At 71.4% G+C, this 17,797-nt stretch carries 14 protein-coding genes; 8 read left to right on the forward strand and 6 right to left on the reverse strand.

The genetic code is table 11. From position 1 onward, the window contains the following. Window positions 1–16 precede the first annotated feature (16 nt). Together IG98_RS0117640 and IG98_RS0117645 are read left to right on the forward strand one after the other, a co-directional pair. Window positions 17–1,027 (forward strand): glycerate kinase, encoded by a 1,011-nt coding sequence (locus IG98_RS0117640; RefSeq protein ID WP_030913101.1) that lies wholly within the window; start codon window positions 17–19, stop codon window positions 1,025–1,027. 13 nt (window positions 1,028–1,040) lie between these two features. Continuing rightward, complete coding sequence (locus tag IG98_RS0117645) at window positions 1,041–2,657, forward strand: GMC family oxidoreductase (RefSeq protein ID WP_030913104.1); 1,617 nt, start codon at window positions 1,041–1,043, stop codon at window positions 2,655–2,657. A 7-nt stretch (window positions 2,658–2,664) separates the two neighbouring features. On the opposite strand, the gene IG98_RS0117650 is transcribed toward IG98_RS0117645, so the two are convergent. After that, window positions 2,665–3,672, reverse strand: coding sequence for an ADP-ribosylglycohydrolase family protein (locus tag IG98_RS0117650; RefSeq protein ID WP_211264008.1), 1,008 nt, complete (start codon window positions 3,670–3,672; stop codon window positions 2,665–2,667). Between the two features lie 209 nt (window positions 3,673–3,881). Then, the gene (locus IG98_RS0117655; RefSeq protein WP_030913108.1) at window positions 3,882–4,238 is read right to left on the reverse strand and encodes a hypothetical protein; all 357 of its coding nucleotides are present in this window, start codon (window positions 4,236–4,238) and stop codon (window positions 3,882–3,884) included. Window positions 4,239–4,744: 506 nt separating this feature from the next. Between IG98_RS0117655 and IG98_RS0117660 the strand changes: the two genes are divergently transcribed. Continuing rightward, window positions 4,745–7,669, forward strand: coding sequence for a glycosyl hydrolase (locus tag IG98_RS0117660; protein ID WP_030913110.1), 2,925 nt, complete (start codon window positions 4,745–4,747; stop codon window positions 7,667–7,669). Window positions 7,670–7,707: 38 nt separating this feature from the next. Here IG98_RS0117660 and IG98_RS0117665 read toward each other — a convergent pair whose 3' ends face one another. Beyond that, a complete protein-coding gene (locus tag IG98_RS0117665; protein ID WP_211264009.1) occupies window positions 7,708–8,673 on the reverse strand; it encodes an SCO6745 family protein in 966 nt (321 codons plus the stop codon). 250 nt (window positions 8,674–8,923) lie between these two features. Here IG98_RS0117665 and IG98_RS0117670 point away from each other — a divergent pair, with 250 nt between their 5' ends. The 5 genes from IG98_RS0117670 (at window position 8,924) to IG98_RS0117695 (ending at window position 14,751) form a co-directional block, all read left to right on the forward strand. After that, a complete protein-coding gene (locus IG98_RS0117670; protein WP_051752317.1) occupies window positions 8,924–9,997 on the forward strand; it encodes a hypothetical protein in 1,074 nt (357 codons plus the stop codon). A 148-nt stretch (window positions 9,998–10,145) separates the two neighbouring features. After that, the gene (locus IG98_RS0117675) at window positions 10,146–11,102 is read left to right on the forward strand and encodes a TIGR03885 family FMN-dependent LLM class oxidoreductase (RefSeq protein ID WP_030913116.1); all 957 of its coding nucleotides are present in this window, start codon (window positions 10,146–10,148) and stop codon (window positions 11,100–11,102) included. Window positions 11,103–11,346: 244 nt separating this feature from the next. Beyond that, window positions 11,347–11,814 (forward strand): ATP-binding protein, encoded by a 468-nt coding sequence (locus IG98_RS0117680; RefSeq protein WP_051752319.1) that lies wholly within the window; start codon window positions 11,347–11,349, stop codon window positions 11,812–11,814. 177 nt (window positions 11,815–11,991) lie between these two features. Then, a complete protein-coding gene (locus tag IG98_RS0117685) occupies window positions 11,992–13,314 on the forward strand; it encodes an MFS transporter (protein ID WP_084195425.1) in 1,323 nt (440 codons plus the stop codon). 276 nt (window positions 13,315–13,590) lie between these two features. Next, window positions 13,591–14,751: a M20 metallopeptidase family protein gene (locus IG98_RS0117695; protein WP_030913123.1), complete on the forward strand. Its 1,161-nt coding sequence runs from the start codon at window positions 13,591–13,593 to the stop codon at window positions 14,749–14,751. A gap of 201 nt (window positions 14,752–14,952) precedes the next feature. Here the strand turns inward: IG98_RS0117695 and IG98_RS0117700 are convergent, their stop codons facing one another. The 3 genes from IG98_RS0117700 to IG98_RS0117710 form a co-directional block, all read right to left on the reverse strand. After that, entirely contained in the window at window positions 14,953–15,147 is a 195-nt protein-coding gene (locus IG98_RS0117700) for a ferredoxin (RefSeq protein ID WP_030913126.1), read from the reverse strand. A gap of 28 nt (window positions 15,148–15,175) precedes the next feature. Further along, the gene (locus IG98_RS0117705; RefSeq protein WP_030913128.1) at window positions 15,176–16,387 is read right to left on the reverse strand and encodes a cytochrome P450; all 1,212 of its coding nucleotides are present in this window, start codon (window positions 16,385–16,387) and stop codon (window positions 15,176–15,178) included. A gap of 110 nt (window positions 16,388–16,497) precedes the next feature. Further along, window positions 16,498–17,673 (reverse strand): NAD(P)/FAD-dependent oxidoreductase, encoded by a 1,176-nt coding sequence (locus IG98_RS0117710; protein ID WP_030913130.1) that lies wholly within the window; start codon window positions 17,671–17,673, stop codon window positions 16,498–16,500. Between the last annotated feature and the right edge of the window lie 124 nt (window positions 17,674–17,797).

A 17,797-nucleotide genomic window follows, 5' to 3' on the forward strand; every position in this document is an offset into this window, starting at 1 on the left:
CCGAAAGGTGCCTGCCATGACCGGGCCCGCACGGGTGCTGCTCGCACCCGACTCGTTCAAGGGCACGATGGACGCCGCCACCGTGGCCGACGCGCTCGCGGTGGGGGTCGCGGACGCCGGCGGCAGGGCGCTGCCCTGCCCGCTGGCCGACGGCGGCGAGGGCACCCGTGACGTGCTGCGCCGCGCCCTGGGTGGCGAGCTCGTCCGAGCCGCGGCACGCGGTCCTCTCGGTGACCGGATCGAGGGCGGGTTCCTGCTGACGAACGGGGGACGCACCGCCGTCGTCGAGACGGCGACGGCGAGCGGGCTCACCCTGCTCGCCCCTGAGCGGCTCGACGCATGGTCGGCGACCAGCGCCGGAACCGGTGACCTGATCGTCGCCGCCGTGGCGGCGGGCGCGCGCCGCGTCCTGCTCGGGGTCGGGGGCAGCGCCTGCACGGACGGGGGCGCCGGCGCTTGCGCGGCCATCGAGGCCGGAGGCGGCCTGGACGGGGTCGAGCTCGTCGTCCTGTGCGATGTCGCGACCCCGTTCGAGAACTCCGCCCGGGTGTTCGGGCCCCAGAAGGGCGCCGATCCCGACCTCGTCGCGCGGCTCACCGACCGCCTGCACGAGACGGCGGCGGCACTGCCCCGCGACCCGCGCGGGCGCGCCCGCACCGGGGCGGCGGGCGGGCTGTCCGGCGCGTTGTGGGCGGCCTACGACGCACGGCTCGTCTCCGGCATCGAGACCGTTCTGGACCTGGTCGGTTTCGACGCGCTCCTGGCCGGGGCCGACGCGGTCGTCACCGGTGAGGGGCGTCTCGACGCGCAGACCGCCGACGGCAAGGTGATCTCCGGTGTCACCCGGCGGGCTGCGGGCGTCGGCGTCCCGGTCTGGGCGGTCGTCGGCCAGTCCCGGCTCGACGCCGCGGACACGGCGGCCCTCGGGCTGGCCGGGGTGGCCGAGGCCACCGACCAGGGCCGGCTCCGCGCCGCCGCGGCGTCGATCACAGCCTCGCTCGGCGCGACTGAGCATCCCAATCCCTGAGAGGACAGGCATCATGCCACGCACCACCTACACCTACGTCATCGTCGGAGCCGGAGCCGCCGGCTGCGTCCTGGCGAACCGGCTGAGCGCCGACCCGGAGGCGCGCGTGCTCCTGCTCGAAGCGGGCGGGAGCGACCGGTCGCCCCTCATCACCATTCCCGCGGGCTTCTCCAAGCTGATGGGCACGAAGGTCAACTGGATCTTCGACACCGTCCCGCAGAAGAACCTCAACGACCGGCGGATGTTCCTGCCGCAGGGCCGGGTCCTGGGAGGCAGCACCTCGATCAACGCGATGCTCTACGTCCGTGGCAACCGCGAGGACTACGACACCTGGCGCGACCTCGGCAACAAGGGCTGGGGATACGACGACGTCCTGCCGTACTTCACCGCGCACGAGGACAACGAGCGGCTCGCGGACGCCTACCACGGCACCGGCGGCGAGCTGCACGTGAGCGACCAGGTACAGCACAACCCGATGTCGGCGGCGTTCCTGCGGGCGGCGCAGGAGGTCGGCATCGCGTACACGGCCGACCCGAACGGGGCCACCCAGGACGGGGTCTTCTACCACCAGGTCACCCAGCGCAAGGCGCGCCGGGAGAGCGCGTCGTCGGCGTTCCTGCGGTCCGTGCGGCACCGCCCGAACCTGACGGTGCTCACCGGCGCGCGGGCCGACCGGCTGATCGTCAAGAACGGCCGGGTGGGCGGGCTGACCTACCTGCGCGGCGGGCGCCAGGAGACGGTCTTCGCCGACGCCGAGGTCATCGTGAGCGCCGGGGCGATCAACTCGCCGCGCCTGCTGTTGAGGTCGGGCATCGGCCCCGCCGACGAGTTGCGCGCACTCGGCATCGACGTCGTCCAGGACCTTCCCGGGGTGGGCAGGAACCTGCACGACCAGCTTGAGGTCTACATCACGCGCGAGTGCGCGAAGCCCATCAGCTACAGCGGCGAGGACAGGTGGGACCGGGCGCTGCGGCACGCGGTGCAGTACGGCCTGTACCGGACGGGGCCCGCGACCGCGACGATCACCGAGGCCGGCGCGTTCATCCGCAGCTCCGAGCAGGTGACCTCGCCGGACATCCAGCTCCACTTCCTGCCCGCCTACGTGGTGTGGAAGGACAACTCGCGCACGGCCGCGCACGTCCCCGGCCACGGCGTGACGCTGCTGGCCTGTAATGTCCGGCCCCGCAGCCGCGGCTCGGTGCGTCTGGTCTCCAAGGACCTGGACGCCCCTCCGGCAGTCGACCCGAACTACCTGGACGACCCGCGCGACTGGGATATCGCGGTCGAGAGCTTCCACCGGATGCGCGAGGTCTTCGACGCGCCCGCGTTCAAGGGCCTGCTCAAGGACGAGAGGCTGCCCGGCGCATCGGTCCGGAGCGACGCGGACATCCGCGCGTTCATCCGCAAGTGGGCCAAGACCGACTACCACCCGGTCGGGAGCTGCAAGATGGGCGTGGACGAGCTGGCCGTCGTCGACCCCGAGCTGCGCGTACACGGCATGTCCGGACTGCGGGTGATCGACTCCTCGATCATGCCGAACATCATCAGCGGCAACACCCAGGCCCCGTCGATGATGATCGGCGAGAAGGGTGCCGCGCTGATCCTGACCTCGCCGTCGTCGTACAGGTGACGAGGGGTCATCGACTGTGCCGGGCGATGCTCAGCCGGTGGAGCCGCTCGACCAGGTCGGTGGGGCGGTCGAAGTCCACCAGGGGGAGCCAGGTGAGGGCGTCGAGCTCGTCCGGGGCCAGCGCGCCGCGGACTCCGCCGACCAGCGCGGCGACGGTGTCGGTGTCGCCGCCGAGGAGGACGGAGTGGTGCAGCGCCGAGTCCAGATCCGTTGCCGTGCTCAGGACGTGGACCACGGCGGCGGTCGTCTCCAGCGCGTCGAGGCCGACGCCTCCGGCGGGAGGGGTCCAGGTGCCGGCGAGGGCGGCGCGGACGGCGGTGGGCTCCCCGTAGCGGCCGGCGACCCAGCCGGCCTCGGCCTCGGCGGCGGCCAGGACCGCGTCGATTCCCGCGCCCTCGATCGCCCACGCGGCCATCGCGGCGACGAGGCAGGCGGCGGCGATGGCCTCCGGGGCGCGGTGGGTGCCGATCGCCAGTGCCTCCACCAGGTGACGGCGCAGGTCCTCCTCGGCGGCGGGAGTGGTCCAGCCGACCGGGAGCATGCGCATCGCCGCGCCGTTGGTGGGGCGCTCGCCGGGGATCGGCTCGGGTAGCGTGCCGGTCTTACCGAAGTGGGCCAGGGCGCGGCGGGTGGTCGGGCCGATGCCGCGGATCTCGTCCGCCGCGGCGGCGAGCCGGGTCAGGAAGGCCTCGGCGGTCGGGTTCCCCTCGGTGTCGGCTAGCAACTCGCAGACCAGGAGCATCTGGGCGGTGTCATCGGAGGTCGCGCCGCGCGGCCAGCCCTGCCGGGTGGCCGGGATCTCGTCGATGTGGTCGGCGTCGATCGCCGTCGGGTCCGAGCCCTCCCAGGGGACGCCCAGCGCGTCGCCCGCGGCGAACGCCGTCATCGCCCGCCCGATGCGCTCGGCCGAGGGCGGCCGGCGCTCTCCCCGGTCATGGGCGAGCGAGCCGGACTCGGTGCCCCCGGACGCCGGAGCGTGCTGGGCGCGGTCGGTGAACTCGCCTGGTTGTGGCACCGTTAGATGGTAGGTCATGCGGGCCTCGTGGGCATGTGACGGTCCGGCGGCCGGTGGGGGCGAAGCGCTGTTCCCCGGGAACGGGGGCGAAGAAGAACGTGGTCGGCCGGAGGAACGGATCGCCGCCGAACCCCCGGTTTCGGGGAAAGGCCCAGATCCGGGCCGTCACGGCCAGGACCTGAGCCCGCGATCCTCCGGGGTGGTGGTGATCAGCCGACGTTGGCGCAGATCGCGTAGACGCTGATGCCGACGTCGTTGTAACCGGGCTGGCGGCCGAGACCGATCCAGCCGCCGCCGTCGTCGGTGGGGAAGGAACCCACCAGGACGGCCTGGTTGCCCTGTGCCTCGGCGCCGCCGCCGACGGCCTTCTTCCCCGCGGGGCAGCGGACCACGCGGCGCTGGAAGTTGGGGACGTTGGCGTTCGGGAGTTTGACGATCTGGTAGCCCGTGAAGTCGGCGGCGGCCGGTACGGAGGCCGTGGCCGGGGCGGCGACGGTCAGCGCGGTCAGGCCCGCGATGCCGACGGCGACGCTCAGGGCGGTGGTCATGAGCTTCCTGCTTCGCATGATCTCTCCTGGGGCGGGAGTGCCTGGACGGTCACGCAAAGTAAATTAGCCATCACGCTGAGTGTCCAGCCTTGATTTTGTCACCGTCCGGCCAGTTGCGGCCGCCTCGCCGATGGGCGGGCGCGCGCCGGGCGGCGCGCGTGGGCGGAGGGGCCGGGGCCGGCGGGGAAGGCCGCGCGGGAGCTGGAAGTGGGTGCGGCCGACGACCGACCGACGCTGGATATCGATCAGTGCTGAGAGCGCTCTCAGATCAGGATAGGCGCATTCCTTGATTGTTGGCCAGCGGGCCGATGGGTCGCCCGTGGGTGCGAGGTGCGGGTGCCGTGCGCTGGAACGCCCTGTTTTATGGGCCTATGCCGTCCCGCCTGCATATCTGCTCTTTACTTATTCGTTACCAACGTGAAACGTTGACTGCTGTGACGCGGGCCGTTACTTTGCGGTGAGAGAGCGCTCTCTCATTCCGGTCCGCTTCGGAGCCCGACTCCTCTCCCCGGAGGCACCCCCCAATGGATCCCTCGATCCGGACCATGGGTCCGGACAACGCGTACCCCCGCGAAGGACGACTCGCCCACCGCATCCGGACCCGCCGCAGCCGCCTCGCCGTCGGCGTGGTCGTCGCGATGGTGGCCGGGTTGCTCGGCCTCGGCGCCGCCCACTCCGCCGAGGCGGCCACGGTCGGCGCCGGTAGCTACGCCGACACCCTCCCGGCCGGCCGCTCGCTGCCGACCGGCTGCGGCTCCCTCTCCACCAACCCCCGCCAGTGGGTGACGGCCAACGCCCCCGCCGGAGCAGTGCCCACCAACGACTGGTGGTCGTCGATCCTGTTCAAGAAGACCGACTGCGCGTACGGCGAGCCGCTGCACGCCCACCCGATCTCCTACGACACCTTCGCGGGCGGCCTCGGCTTCTCCTACAACACCACCCCGCAGATCAGCGGCACCGCCACCGGGGTGGGGGAGTACCACTACCCGTACGTCGAGAACATCAGGGTCGGTGTCGCGGGCCTGAACTCGCCGGACGTCAAGGTCGACGGCTGGAGCGACTGGACCGTCACCCCGTACTGGAGCGGGGGCGGCCGGACCATGAAGGCCACCATCGGCCACGGCCTGCCGTTCGCCTACTTCCAGATCACCGGCGGTGACGCGCAGATCACCGCGGCCGGCACCCCCTCGGTCTGGTCCAACAGCGGCGCCACCATCGGTTTCACCGCGGGCGGCCGCGACTACGTCGCCTACGCCCCGACCGGCGCGACCTGGTCGGTGAGCGGCACGACGATCAGCTCGTCCCTCGCGGGCAAGGGCTTCTTCTCGGTGGCGGCGCTGCCCGAGGGCGGCGACCGCGCGGCCCTGGCGAACACCTACGGCCAGTACGCGCACGCGCACGTCACCGGCACCCGGGTCTCGTACTCCTACACGCCGTCCAACAGCACGCTCACCACGACGTACGCCTTCACCACCACGGCCAGGCAGGGCAGCGCGACCGGCACGGTCATCGCGCTCTACCCGCACCAGTGGAACCACCTGACCGGCTCGACGCCGCTGGCGCAGACCTACGTCTCGGCGCGCGGTCAGATGAAGATCGTCACCGGTACGCAGTTCAGAACGTCGATGAAGTACACCGGTGTGCTGCCCGAGGTCCCCGCGGTGGCCGACAACTCGGGCGCCGACCTCACCACGATCACCAACCACCTCAACGCCGAGCTCGGCAACCCGATGGACAACCGCGGCGACGACACCTACTGGACGGGCAAGGGCCTGGGCAGGGCCGCCCGCATCGCGGAGATCGCCGACCAGCTCAACCTGACGTCGGTGCGCACCGCCGCGCTGAACGCCATTCGCACCCGCCTCAACGACTGGTTCACCGCCTCGCCCGGCAAGACCACCCGGGTCTTCTACTACAACCCGGCCTGGGGAACCCTGCTCGGCTACCCGGCCTCGTACGGCTCCGACCTGGAGCTCAACGACCACCACTTCCACTACGGCTACTACATCGCGGCCGCCGCGACCCTGGCCAAGTTCGACCCCAACTGGGCGAAGAGCAGCCAGTACGGCGGCATGGTGGACCTGCTGATCCGCGACGCCAACAACTACGACCGAGGCGACACCCGTTTCCCGTACCTGCGTGACTTCGACATCTACGCGGGCCACGACTGGGCGGCCGGGCACGGCTCGTTCGGCTCGGGCAACAACCAGGAGTCCTCGTCCGAGGGCATGAACTTCGCCAACGCCCTCATCCAGTGGGGGCAGGCCACCGGCAACACCGCGGTCCGCGACGCGGGCATCTACATCTACACGACCCAGAACGCGGCGATCCAGGAGTACTGGTTCGACGTGCGCGACCAGAACTTCCCCGCCGCCTTCGGCCACAGCACCGTCGGCATGGTCTGGGGCTCCGGCGCCGCCTACGCCACCTGGTTCAGCGCGGAGCCGGAGATGATCCAGGGCATCAACATGCTCCCGGTCACCGGCGGGCACTTCTACCTGGGCGACAACCCCGGCTATGTGACCACCAACTACAACGAGCTGGTACGCAACAACGGCGGTCCGCCCACGGTGTGGCAGGACATCATCTGGGAGTTCCTCGCCCTGGGCAACGGCGACACGGCACTGGCGAACCTCAGGGCAGGCAGCGGCTTCACCCCGGAGGAGGGGGAGAGCAGGGCCCACACCTTCCACTGGATCCGCAACCTGGCCGCTCTGGGCAACGTGGACAACTCGGTGACCGCCAACCACCCGCTGGCCAAGGTGTTCAGCAAGAACGGCGCCCGGACCTATGTCGCGTCCAACATCACCGGCAGCGCGATCACGGTGACCTTCTCCAACGGTACGACGCTCAACGTGCCCGCGGGCAAGACCGTCACCTCGGGAGCCCTCACCTGGAGCGGGGGTAACGCGAACGGAGGCACCACCGGCCCCGACCCGACTCCCACGCCCACCCCCACCCCGACTCCGACGGTGGGCCCCTTCACCGCGACGCGCTACCTGCAGTCCGGCGGCGGGCTGCCGGGCACGGCGGGCAGCGCGGGCACCGTCACGCTGGCCGCCGCCAACGGCAACCGCGACGGCACCCCGACCAACGCGCAGGTCTTCACGGCGACCGGACTCACCGGCACCCACAACGGTGGCTCCACCACGTTCGACCTCTTCGTGGACGCGGGCACCACGGTCGCCAACGGCACCCAGATCCGCGTCTCCTACGATCTGACCGGCAACGGGAGCTGGGACAGGGTGGAGACCTACGCCTACTTCGCCACCGACCCGGTGACGGGCTGGGAGCACTACACGCAGGGCGCGGGGCCGCAGTCCGCCTCGGGGACGCTCGGCAACCTGTCGGGAGGCCAGGTGAAGGTCGAGGTCTGGAGCGCCATCGGCAACGGCACCACCGCCCTCGGCGTCGGCAACCAGTCCCTCGTACGGCTGCCGTTCAGCTGATCCACGGTGGGGCGGCGGGTCTCCCGCCGCCCCCGACCTCAGCTGATCTTTGAGGGGAAGGCCGGGAGCGGGAGCTCCCGGCCGTTCTCGCTTCCGGACGGCAGGCCGATCGGGCTCAGCGTCGGCGGGATGCCCGACTTCACGACGGCCTCGGTCAGCGGGCGGAGCAGCCGGGCGAGGTCGGAGGTCCGCTCGTCACCGAGGGCCCGCCAGGGACCGGCCGCGGCCTCGTCGGTCAGCCGTTCGATCCGCGTGCGTACCCGGGTGCCCTCGGCCGTGAGGGTGCCGGAGGCGTCGACCCATCCGCGCTCGCGCAGGGCGGCGGCACCGGACTCCCACTCCTCGGCCGGCCAGGGGCGTGCCACGCGCAGCAGGTCCAGGTCCGTCTCACCGGCGGCGACCTTGAGCAGGTGGGCCTGAGTCGGGGAGACGCAGTGGGCGACGAGCGCGGCCACGTGCCCGTCTCCCCGGTGCTCGCGCAGCGTGGTCGCGGCCTGCCAGAGCAGCAGGTGCGGCTCGTCCGGCGCGGGCAGGGCCTGGTTGGCCGCGCTCAGCACCCGGCCCGCGGTGTCGGCGAGCCGGGCGGCCTGCCAGGCGAGGTCGGCCGCCGCGCGCAGGTCGTCCGGGCCGGCCACCTCGTCGGTGAGCAGGTTCCGCAGCGCCGCCCTCGCCCCGTCGAGCCGGGCGCGGAGCACGTCGCCTGGGGTCGCGAACGTCCACGCGTCGGGGAGTGCCCTGGAGACCTTGGCCGGCGGGAAGCCGTGGAAGGAGGCCGTGACGACGTCGGGGCCGACCGGTCCGAGCGGTGCCGCCCTGGTCGCGAAGTACCCCATCCAGAAGCCGCGCATGCCGACCGCGTCGGACGCCGCCCGAGCCTCCGGGGCGAAGTAGGTGACGGCGTGCAGAGGCTCCAGCAGTCGCCACATGACACGCGGAACGTTCGGTTCGTGCTCCGGCACGGTCTCACACCCTGTCTCATGGATCCTGGCGGATCGGCTGTGCATGTTCATACGGTACTCGGCGAAATGACCGTTGATCTCCCCCGGGAAGATCCGCTCATCTGGTCCGAACACTGACCTGATCAGCGAAGATGGGTCATCTTCCCGGTAAGGTTGGGTCTTCTCAAGGGATGCCGCGCGGGTTATCAAGAACTCGAAGCGAATTGTGATCCCAGACGGTTCATTCTCTGCCACCGCACTCCCGGTGCCACCGTCACGTCTGGTCGTCCAACCCCCCGAGCCAATGGAGAGCCGCATGCGTCAGTTGCTCAGAGTGACCATGGGAATCCTTTGTGTCGTCGCCATGCTGGCGACGGGCGTCACGGCCGCGCAGGCGGCCGTTCCCAACAGATGGGGCTTCGCCGTCGTCGACGTCACCTCCGGCGTTCCCAACCCCAGCCACCAGGCCGGTAGCTGGCCGGGCGGTTTCAACGTCACCGTCACCCCGGGCGGGGCCGGGCAGACGTTCGTGAGGTTCCCGCAGATCGCGATCGGCGGCGGTGTGGTCCACGTCACCGCGATCTCCCCGAACGCCTACTGGTGCCAGGCGCAGAGCTGGGGGCCGTCCGGGGTCGACCTGGTGGTGGCCGTGCAGTGCTACCGGTACGGAGGGGCTCCGGTCTTCACCCCGTACAGCATCGTCTTCGAGCAGAGCACCGGCACCCTGCCGGCGCCGCAGGCGTTCGGCTACGTGCACTACAGCGGCGGGGGCATCGCCACCCAGTTCAACTCGGCCGGAGGCGTGAACACCGTGGCCGGCGGCGGGGGCGTCTGGACCGTCACGCTGCCCGGCCTGGGTTCGAGCGGCTTCGCCGGCAACCTGCAGGTCACCGCGGTCGACCCAGGCCAGCCCGCCCGGTGCAAGGTCGGCGGCTGGGCCCCGGCCGTGGGCGCGCAGGTGGTCCAGGTGCGCTGTCACAACGCGACCAGCGCGCCGCTCAACACCGGCTGGACCCTGACCTACCAGCGGGAACGCGCCATCACCGGCGCGGCGATCCCGCCGAAGAACTTCGCCTACACCTTCGACAACACCCCGGCCAACCCCGGCCCGTACGCGCCGGTGCCTCCGCCGGTGAACTACAACTCCCAGGCGGGGGTGAACACCGTCCAGACCTCCGGGACCGGTCAGCGCATGGTGCTCTTCCCCGCGGTCGGGGTGCTGCAGGACCACGTCCAGGCCACCGCGTACGGACCCGGCCCCGAGTTCTGCAACCTGCTGACCCTCTGGGCCACCAGCGGTGGCACCGCGATCGTCCGCAACGTCGTCTGCTACAACGCCGGCACCCGCCTCGACTACCCGTCCCTGGTCACCTACACCTCGGCCTTCTGAGACCGGGGCGCGGTCCCGGCCGGGACCGCGCCTCCGGGCCGTGCCGTCTCTGGGCCCGTACTCGTGGCGCCGCAGCCCGCCGCCATCCGCCGGTCCCTCGGGTGCGTCCTTCCGGAATGGACGTCCCTCTTCCGGGTAGCCGGGGACGATGACGACCTACGGCTTTCACTCCTCACACGAGCAGATCCATCCGGCAGAACTACTGAAGGCGGTCACCCGGGCCGAGCAGGCGGGGTTCGGGGCGGCGATGTCGTCGGACCACTTCTCCCCGTGGAGCGCACGGCAGGGGCAGTCGGGGTTCGCCTGGTCCTGGCTGGGTGCGGCGCTGCAGGCCACCGGCCTGCCGTTCGGCGTGGTCAACGCCCCCGGGCAGCGCTACCACCCCGCGATCATCGCCCAGGCGATCGGCACCCTCGGGGCGATGTTCCCCGGGCGCTTCTGGGCCGCGCTCGGCACGGGCGAGGCGAGCAACGAGCACATCACCGGTGAGCGCTGGCCGCGCAAGGAACTCCGCAAGCAGCGGTTGCGGGAGTGCGTCGATGTCATCCGGGCGCTGCTGGCGGGGGAGGAGGTCAGCCACGACGGCCTGGTGACCGTGGACCGCGCCCGCCTGTGGAGCCGCCCGGACGTCCCGCCGAAGCTGGTCGGCGCGGCGGTGAGCGCCGAGACGGCCCGCTGGTGCGCGGAGTGGGCCGATGGACTGATCACCGTGAACGGGCCCGTCGACCGGCTGCGCGAGGTCGTCGGTGCCTATCGGGACGCCGGAGGCAGCGGAAAGCTGGCACTCCAGGTCCACCTCAGCTGGGCCGAGAACGAGGACGAGGCCATGGACATCGCCCACGACCAGTGGCGGAGCAACGTCTTCTCCCCGCCGGTGAGCTGGGATCTGGAGACCGCCGAACTCTTCGACGTGGTCTCCGCGGACGTCTCGCGGGAGAAGGTGGCCGAGGCGGTCAACGTCTCCTCCGACCTGGGCCGGCACGCCGCCTGGATCAACGAGTACGCGGACCTGGGGTTCGAGGAGATCTACCTGCACCATGTGGGCCAGGAGCAGGACGCCTTCATCGACGCGTTCGGCGCGAAGGTCCTTCCCCAGCTGCGCTGACCCCGGGTGCGGCGGCCGCGCCGCCGGGGACGGGCCGCGGCCGCCCCGGTGACCTGGGGAAATTCACACCGAAAAGGTGCGGGCGGTTTTCGGTGGCGCCCGGTGACCTCGCGCGGTGACCAATGAAGTGAATTTTCCTCACTTTTGTGACATAGGGCGGAAACAATTAAGGCGAAATCAATTCACAGATGCGGTTGGATGTTCTACCTTTGTTGTGGGAGCGCTCCCATCAGAAGGAGGCGCAGTGTCTCTCCACCACAACTCATCCGCGGCGTACCTCGACGCCGTCCCCGAGTGCGCGGCCGAGTGCCTGCTGTCCGCCGCACCGTCCAGCGTGCGTGATGCCCGTTCGATGGTTCGCCGGGAGCTCTCCCTGTGGGGTGCGGACGACTTCATAGACGACTGCGTGCTGGTCGTCAGCGAACTGGTCACCAACGCCGTCAAGCACGGCGGTGCCGCGTGCGCGCTGCGAATCCGCGGTGGCGGGGGCCTGGTCCACGGTGAGCTCTTCGACCCCGGGACGGGTGCGCCCCGCGTGTGCGCCCATGACATGGAGGCCACCGGTGGCCGGGGCCTGCAGATCGTCGACGCCCTCGCCGACGACTGGGGTGTCACGTACTCCCCCTCGGGCGGCAAGACCGTCTGGTTCGTCCTCGGCCTTCCCGAGCCCGCCCGCCCCCATCCCGCCGGCGTCCCGGCCCTGCGGCTCTGACGGCGGCCCTGAGCCTTCGACCTCGAACCCGCCCGTGCGTGCCGCCGCACGCTTCCGAGCCGGGGGCGGTCCGCCCGGCGGAGCGGGTTCCCGTACCCCGGCAGGTAGATGCGCAATTTCGGCGTATCTCCCCATAGGCTGCACCGTCGGCCCCGCAGGGAGAGAAACGCATCGCCCATGACCACGTACGACCACACTCGTCGCGCCTGTTACACCGGATATGTCACCCAGGCGATCGTCAACAACCTGGCCCCGCTGCTGTTCATCGTCTTCCAGACCCGTTACCAGCTGCCGCTGGAGATGCTCGGCCGGCTGGTGCTGCTCAACTTCGCCACCCAGCTGGTCACCGACATCGTGGCCGTGAAGTTCGTGGACCGGACCGGTTACCGCATCCCGCTGGTGCTGGCCCATGTCCTGTCGGCGCTGGGCCTGGTGTCGCTGGCGGTGGTCCCGGAGCTGTCCCCCTCCCCGTACCTGGGACTGTGTGCCGCCATCGTCGTCTACGCCGTCGGCGGCGGTCTGCTGGAGGTGCTCGTCAGCCCCGTGGTGGACGCGCTGCCCAGCCCGCAGGAGGGCAAGGCCGCGGCGATGAGCCTGCTGCACTCCTTCTACTGCTGGGGACAGGTCGCGGTGGTGGCGGGCAGCACCCTGCTGCTGGCCTGGATCGGCCAGGGCGCCTGGCAGGTCCTGCCCGTCGCCTGGGCACTCGTCCCGCTGGTCAACATGGTGGCCTTCCTGAGGGTGCCGCTGCCCGCGACCATCCCCGACGAGCACCGCACCGCACTGCGGGAACTCTTCCGCGCCCCCGCCTTCGCCGCGGCCGTCGTGCTGATGCTCTGCGCCGGCGCGGCCGAGCTGACCATGTCGCAGTGGTCCTCCCTCTTCGCGGAGGAGGGGCTGGGGGTCTCGAAGGTCTGGGGTGACCTGGCGGGCCCGTGCCTGTTCGCGGTCCTGATGGGCATCGGCCGCATCGTCTACGGACTGTGGGGCGAGCGGATCCCGCTGGTACCCGCGATGACCTCGTGCGGCGCGCTGGCGGCGGTCTGTTATCTGGTGGCCTGCCTGTCCGCCGACCCGGTGGTCAGCCTCGTCGGCTGCGCGGTGTGCGGCCTGGCCGTCAGCCTGCTGTGGCCGGGGACCTTCAGCCTCGCCGCCGCCCGCTTCCCCCTCGGCGGCGCGGCCATGTTCGGCGTGCTGGCCGTCTTCGGCGACGCCGGCGGCGCGGCCGGCCCCTGGATCGCCGGAGCCGCCGCGGACGCCTCCGCCGCGGCCACCGGGCTTCTGGGTGATCTGTCGGCCGTGCTCCCCGACGACGGCGGTTCGGGTCTGCGCACCGGCATCCTCGTCGCCACCGCCTTCCCACTCGCCATCGTCGCGGTCACCCTCGCGTACGGCATCCGGGCCGGGCGTGCGGGGGGCGTGACAGGCGGTGTCGTGACAGGCGGTGCGGACGGTGAGGCGGTCGGTGGCCCGCCCAGGGATCCTCGCCTCACAGGATGAGCCGCGGCGGTGCCGGCGCTGAGCCGTGCCCACCCGAATCGCCGGGCACCTACCGGCGTTTCGAGTGGTTCAGGGGGTTCAGGGGGGTATGACGAGCCTTGTCATGCCCGATGGCCGGGCTGTCGACCACAGAGGAGTATTTGATGGATTCGCACCCTTCCGGCAGGCTCGCCGTGGTCAACGGCGTGAGCGGGGGCATCGGCCCGGCCGTGGCCCGCGCGCTCGGCGGGGAGGGCGCATGAGGGGTGACCGCCCCCACGGTCCCGGGGGGAGAGCGTGAGCGAGATCGGCGCGCGGCTCCGCGACGCGCTCCACGCCGAGCTGCCCGCCGCCTACCGGCTGCGGCGGGAACTGCACGCCGAGCCGTGCCTGTCCGGCCAGGAGGAGCCGACCCTCAAACGGGTGCTGGACGCGCTGCCCGAGGGCAGCGCGATGGAGCGGGTGGCCGGGACCGGCGCGCTCCTCCGGGTCGGCGGCGACGGCCTGGCCGTCGGGGTGCGCGGAGAGCTGGACGCCCTGCCGATCCCCGAGGAGACGGGAGTGCCCTGGGCCTCGCAGAACGGTGCCATGCACGCCTGCGGCCATGACATCCACCTCGCCGCCCTGGTCGCGCTGACCAGGGCGATCGACCACGTGAAGGCGCCGGCGCCGATGGTCGCGGTGCTGCAGCCTCGCGAGGAGGGCCCCCCCTCCGGCGCCCGTGACATCGTCGAGTCGGGCGCGCTCCAGCGGAACCTGATCGGCGCCATGATCGCGGCGCACGTCCAGCCGGTGCTCGCCGCCGGTCAGACGGCCTGCACCCCCGGCGCGGTCAACGCCTCCGCGGACCAGTTCACCATCATCGTCAAGGGGCAGGGCGGGCACGCGGCCTATCCCCACCTGGCCCGCGACCCGATCCTGGCACTCGCCCAGGTCATCGTGGCCGCCCAGCAACTGGTCAGCCGCGACGCCGACCCGATGACGCCGACGGTGGTCACCTTCGGGACCGTGGCGGCGGGCAGCGCTCCGAACGCGATTCCAGGGCAGGCCGCCGCCCGCGGCACCATCCGTACGATGTCGGAGTCCTGGCGCCGGCATTTGCACCAGCGTTTCCACGAGCTCGCCGAGGGCGTCGCCCGCGCCTACGGCTGCGAGGCGGAGATGCGGATCACCTACGGGGATCCGGTGCTCGTCAACGACGCCCGCCTCGCCGAGGAGACCGGCTGCATCCTCGTCGACGCCGCCCACCACATGCCCGCCACGCTGCGCTCCTGCGGCGCCGATGACTTCGCCCACTTCGCGTCGGTCGTGCCGTCGCTGATGCTGTTCGTGGGCACCGACACGGAGGCGGGACTGCACAGCCCGTACTTCCTGCCCGGAGACGACACGGTGCGGGCGCTCGCCGAGAGCCTGCTGGCCGGCTACCTCGGCGCCGCGCAGGTGATCGGCGCGGGCTAGCGTCTCGTTCCTCGAAGCAGGGAGGTGAAACGGCGTCGGCACCGGCGACGCCCGCGCGAACAGAGGCCCCGGCGTCGCCCCACCGCACGCCTCACCTTGCCGCTCCGCGAGGACCTCCGGCCCGGCGAACTCGGATTTCTCACCGGACCGGATGATCCCGCGATGACGCGTCGCGCCACCCGGTCACCGGAACGCTTACGCCTACTCGGCTATCTCGATGGCGAGGGCGGGGCAGACGGCGGCCGCCTCGCGGACCAGGCTGTACTGGTCCTCGCCTGGCTCGGACTCCAGCAGGATGACGATGCCGTCGTCATCGCGCTGGTCGAACACCTCCGGTGCGATCAGCACGCACTGGCCGGCGCCGCAGCACTTGACCTCGTCGACGGTGACTTTCATCTCGGGGCTCCTCCTTGTCGTTCGGGCGTCACCAGCGGACGGGAAGCGTGCGCAGGCCGCCCACGGCCAGCCCCTCCACCCGCTCCAGCTCCGCCACGGGCACGGCCAGATCCAGGGTGGGCAGCTTGCGCAGCAGCACCTCCAGGACGACCTGCAACTCGGTACGGGCCAGCGCCTGGCCGAGGCAGGAGTGGGCGCCGGCGCCGAAGGACAGGTGCGGGTTCGGGCTGCGGGTCATGTCCATCTGGTCGGCGGCCTCGAAGGCGCTCTCGTCGCGGTTGGCGGCGGCCATGCTGCACACCACGGTGGTGCCCTTGGGCAGGTGGGTGCCGCTGACCTCGGTCTCCTCGCGCAGGTAGCGGGGCAGGCCGAAGCCGGAGTTGGCATCGAGGCGCAGCGACTCCTCCACCGTGGTGCGGATCAGCGACGGGTCGGCCAGCAGCCGCTCCCACCGGCTGCGATCGGCCAGCAGCATGGCGACCATCTTGCCGATCATGTTGGCGGTGGTCTCGTGACCGGCGACCAGCAGCGCGATGCCGGTGACCTGGATCTGGAGGTCCGACAGGCCGCCCTCCTCGGGGGTGCCGGCCGCGATCAGCCCGCTCAGCAGGTCGTCGTCGGGCGCGGCGCGCTTGGCGGCGACGTGGCCGGACATGTACTGGAAGAACTCAAGCTGGGAGGCCTCGATCTCCGCCTGCGTGTAGCGGGTGAGGTTGAGCATGGTGTCGGACCAGTACGAGAACCGGTCCCGGTCGGCGGCCGGGACGCCGAGCATGTCGCAGATGACGTACACCGGCAGCGGGAAGCCCAGGTCGGCCTTGAGGTCGCCGGGGACGCCGCGCTTGACCATGTCGTCGATCAGTTCCTCGGCGGTCTTCGCCATCGACGGCCGCAGCGCGTTCATGCGCTTGGCGGTGAACCATCTGCTGACCAGGCGCCGCCAGTGCTGGTGCTCCTCCCCGCCGTCGGGGATGATCTGCGCCAGGTCGCTGCTGAACACCCCGCCGCCCTCGGCCGACAGCCGGGCCGCGTCGGGCGCGCTGAGCTGGCGGGTGAAGCGCGGGTCGGCCAGTACCTCCTTGACGTCGTCGTAGCGGGTCAGCAGCGTCGCCTGGTCACCACTGGGCAGCGTGACGTGGGCCACCGGGCACTTGCTGCGCAGCTCGGCCCACTCCGCCGGCGGCTCCAGCGCCGCGTCGTTCGGGATCGGGTAGTTCAGGACCTGCTCGTGCTGGCTCATTCGGTTTCTCCTCGAAAACGTGTTTCGCTGTCAGTTGCAGGAGGTCGGGTGCGCCGGGTGACCGTTCTGGTCGGCCGGAGGCCGCGGTTCGGCATCCGGGCTGCGGACGCTCACGCCGACGTGAAGGTTCCGATCAGGTTCTGGCGGTGCAGGCGGGCGGCCTTGGCCATGTTCCAGCCGAGCACTCCGGTGACCTGTCCGCCGACGCTGTAGCGGGCGACGAACCGGCTCTCTTCCGGCGCGCCTTCGATCACGTCCACCTGGGCGTCGCGGGTGGGGACACCGTGGACTTGGATCTTGACATCGTACTGATCGGTCCAGAAGTAGGGGATGGGAACGTACGGGCGGTTCTCACCGAGGATGTTGGCCGCCACGATCTGTGCCTGCTCGACGGCGTTGGTGCGGTTCTCCAGGCGCAGCCGCCTGCCCAGCCCCTCATGGTGCCAGGAGGCCATGTCACCGACCGCGTAGACGCCTTCGGCGGCGCGGCAGTGCGAGTCGCATTCGACCCCGTCGCCGAGCGCCAGCCCGCTGCCGTCAAGCCAGCCGAGGTCGGGACGGGAGCCGACCGCCACCACGACCGCCTCCGCGGGCAGCCATTCGCCGGAGGCCAGCCGCACACCGGTGACCCTGCCGTCCGCACCGGTGAGAGCCTGCGCGGCGATGCCGAGCCGGAGCCGGACGCCGCGGTCGGCGTGCAGCAGCGTGAGCGTCCTGCCGACGAGGTCGCCGAGCTGGTCGGCCATGACGGTGTGGCCGAGGCCGGCCAGCGTGACGTCGAGTCCCATACCGCGGGCGGTGGCGGCGATCTCCGCGCCCAGGACGCCCTCGCCGACGACGACGAGCCTGTCGATCGCGGTCAGGTTCCGGCGCAGGGCGAGGGCGTCGTCGAGGGTGCGCAGGACGTGCACGCCCGTCAGATCATCCTGGCCGGGGAGCCGGAGGGCGGCCAGACCGGTGGCCAGGACCACGGTCTGCGCGCGCAGCACGCGCCCGGAGGCGGTCCGCACCTCGCGGGCGGTGGCGTCCAGGCCGGTCGCCGGATCGCCGAGTAGGAACTCCACCCCCAGCTTGGCGAGATCGTCCTGCGAACGCAGGTGCGTCCTTTCGCCCTCCCACACGCCCGCCAGCACCTGCTTCGACAAGGGCGGCCGATCATAGGGAGGGTGCCGTTCCGCGCCCACGACGATCAGCCGGCCACGGTAGTCCTTGCGCCGCAACGCCTCCGCCACGGCCAGGCCGCCCGCCGCAGCGCCCACGATCAGGATGTCCTCAGGATGGGTCAACGTCGCCCACCCCGGGTGATCCGGCCCGACGACCAGGTGCCGGCCGCGTCGCAGCCGGCGTGTCCCTCGATCCTGCGGGGGCGGTGGTGATGTTCGTGTTCACGCGCGTCCTTTCGATTCGAAG

The organism is Streptosporangium amethystogenes, from assembly GCF_000721075.1.
Classification (GTDB): domain Bacteria; phylum Actinomycetota; class Actinomycetes; order Streptosporangiales; family Streptosporangiaceae; genus Streptosporangium; species Streptosporangium amethystogenes.

Bases quoted from the DNA above. Each gene is read 5' to 3' on its own strand.
- IG98_RS0117665 (WP_211264009.1), bottom strand. From the start codon at position 8,673: ATGCACAGCCGATCCGCCAGGATCCATGAGACAGGGTGTGAGACCGTG.
- IG98_RS0117660 (WP_030913110.1), top strand. From the start codon at position 4,745: ATGGATCCCTCGATCCGGACCATGGGTCCGGACAACGCGTACCCCCGC.
- IG98_RS0117670 (WP_051752317.1), top strand. From the start codon at position 8,924: ATGCGTCAGTTGCTCAGAGTGACCATGGGAATCCTTTGTGTCGTCGCC.
- IG98_RS0117675 (WP_030913116.1), top strand. From the start codon at position 10,146: ATGACGACCTACGGCTTTCACTCCTCACACGAGCAGATCCATCCGGCA.
- IG98_RS0117640 (WP_030913101.1), top strand. From the start codon at position 17: ATGACCGGGCCCGCACGGGTGCTGCTCGCACCCGACTCGTTCAAGGGC.
- IG98_RS0117700 (WP_030913126.1), bottom strand. From the start codon at position 15,147: ATGAAAGTCACCGTCGACGAGGTCAAGTGCTGCGGCGCCGGCCAGTGC.
- IG98_RS0117655 (WP_030913108.1), bottom strand. From the start codon at position 4,238: ATGCGAAGCAGGAAGCTCATGACCACCGCCCTGAGCGTCGCCGTCGGC.
- IG98_RS0117685 (WP_084195425.1), top strand. From the start codon at position 11,992: ATGACCACGTACGACCACACTCGTCGCGCCTGTTACACCGGATATGTC.
- IG98_RS0117705 (WP_030913128.1), bottom strand. From the start codon at position 16,387: ATGAGCCAGCACGAGCAGGTCCTGAACTACCCGATCCCGAACGACGCG.
- IG98_RS0117645 (WP_030913104.1), top strand. From the start codon at position 1,041: ATGCCACGCACCACCTACACCTACGTCATCGTCGGAGCCGGAGCCGCC.